We start from the raw sequence: 1,938 nt of genomic DNA on the forward strand, positions 1-1,938 counted from the left end.
GTTCGGCGACAACGGCAACGCACCCAACACCACGAACGCCGACGGCACCATGTAATCCGGCAACCGCTCCCCCACGAACCCACGCAACACAGCAGGATCGAGAGCAGCGTCATCTGCCGCAACGGCGTACGCGACCAGGCGCCTGTCGCCGGGACGGTCCTCCCGTACGACGACCGCGACGTGACCCACCGATTCGTGTCCGGCCAGGACGGCCTCGATCTCGCCCGGCTCGATGCGGAAACCCCGCACCTTCACCTGGGCATCGGCACGCCCCACGAACTCCAGCACCCCGTCCGCAGACCAGCGCACCACATCCCCGGTCCGATACATCCGCGAACCCGCCACCACCGCGAACGGATCCGCGACGAACCGCTCCGCCGTCAGACCAGCACGGCCCACATACCCCCGGGCCAACTGCGCACCCGCGACATACAACTCACCCGCCACACCCACCGGCACCGGCGACAGAGCCGCATCCAGCACGTACACCCGCGTGTTCCACACCGGGCGCCCGATCGGCACGGTGTCGTCGGCCGCCCGGCATTCCCAGAACGTGACGTCCACCGCGGCCTCGGTGGGACCGTACAGGTTGTGGACGGAACCACCGAGCGTGCGCAGCGCCTGGTTCTTCAACTCCACGGACAGCGCTTCACCACTGCATACGACGTTCTTCAGCGGTGCGCAGGAAGCTGCATCGGGATGCTGGAGGAAGGCGCCCAGCATCGACGGCACGAAGTGTGCGGTGGTGACCTTTTCGGTGCGGATCAGCTCGGCGAGGGCAGCGGGGTCCTTGTGTTCTCCGCGGGCGGCGACGACCATTCCGGCGCCGACGACGAGCGGCCAGAAGAACTCCCACACCGACACGTCGAATGCGGACGAGGTCTTCTGGAGGACCCGGTCCGTCGGCTCCAGGCCGTACTCGTTCTGCATCCACAGCAGACGATTGGTGATCGCGGCATGGGAAACGGCCACGCCCTTGGGCCGTCCGGTGGATCCCGACGTGTAGATCACGTAGGCCGTGTGCTGCCCGAGCAGGCGGCTCGGGCGGCGCTCGTCGACGGAGAGGTTGCGGGGGTCCTGGCCCTCCAGGAGGGTCCGCGTGGCCGGGTCGTCCAGCACGAGTCGGCTCACGTGGGCCGCAGGCTCCGCCGGCAGCTTCTCCGCCGTTTCCGCCTGGGTGACGACGAAGACCGGGTCGGCGTCCCGGAGCATGTGGGCGATGCGATCGGCAGGATATTCCGGGTCGATGGGGACGTAGGCGGCGCCGGTCTTCACCACGGCCAGCAGGGCGACGACGAGGTCGGCCGAGCGGGGTACCGCCACGGCGACCAGGCGTTCGGGGCCGGCACCCCGGTCGGCGAGGTGCCTGGCGAGTCGGTTCGCCCGACCGTTGAGTTCTGCATAGGTCAGCCGGGTCCCGCCGCCGGTGACGGCCAGGGCTTCGGGCGTCCGTGCGACCTGCTGCTCGAAGAGGTCCGGCAGCGTGGTGTCGGGCACGTCCTGCGTGGTGTCGTTCCAAGCGGTCAGGATCCGCTCGCGTTCCTCCTCGCTCTGCAGCGGGATCTCCCGGACGCTCTGTCCGGCGTTGGCCGCGACCGCCTCGAGGATGCGGACGAAACGATCCGCGACGCCCTGCACCGAGGGGCGGTCGAAGGCATCGGGGCGGTAGTCGAAGCGGAGGTGCAGGCCGGTCCCCGGCATGACCATCAGGCCGAGCGGGTAGTGCGTCGCATCCCGTGCTTCGGCGTGGGTGAGGCTGAGGGTGGAGCTCTCCTGTTCCACGGCCGAGTCCTCGACCGGGTAGTTCTCGAAGACGACGACGGTGTCGAAGAGCTCGTCGGCCGGGGTCAGGTGGTGGATGTCGGTGAGTTTGAGGTGCTGGTGGGGCAGGAGGGCGCTCTGTTCGTCCTGGAGGCGTACGAGTGCCTCTCGTACGGA

General features: G+C 68.9%; 1 protein-coding gene. It reads right to left on the minus strand.

Annotated elements, in window-relative coordinates:
* On the minus strand, positions 1 to 1,938 hold a 1,938-nt coding region (locus ADK52_RS07995), incomplete at both ends, for a non-ribosomal peptide synthetase (protein WP_159045874.1).

The organism is Streptomyces sp. WM6372, assembly GCF_001279655.1.
Taxonomy (GTDB): domain Bacteria; phylum Actinomycetota; class Actinomycetes; order Streptomycetales; family Streptomycetaceae; genus Streptomyces.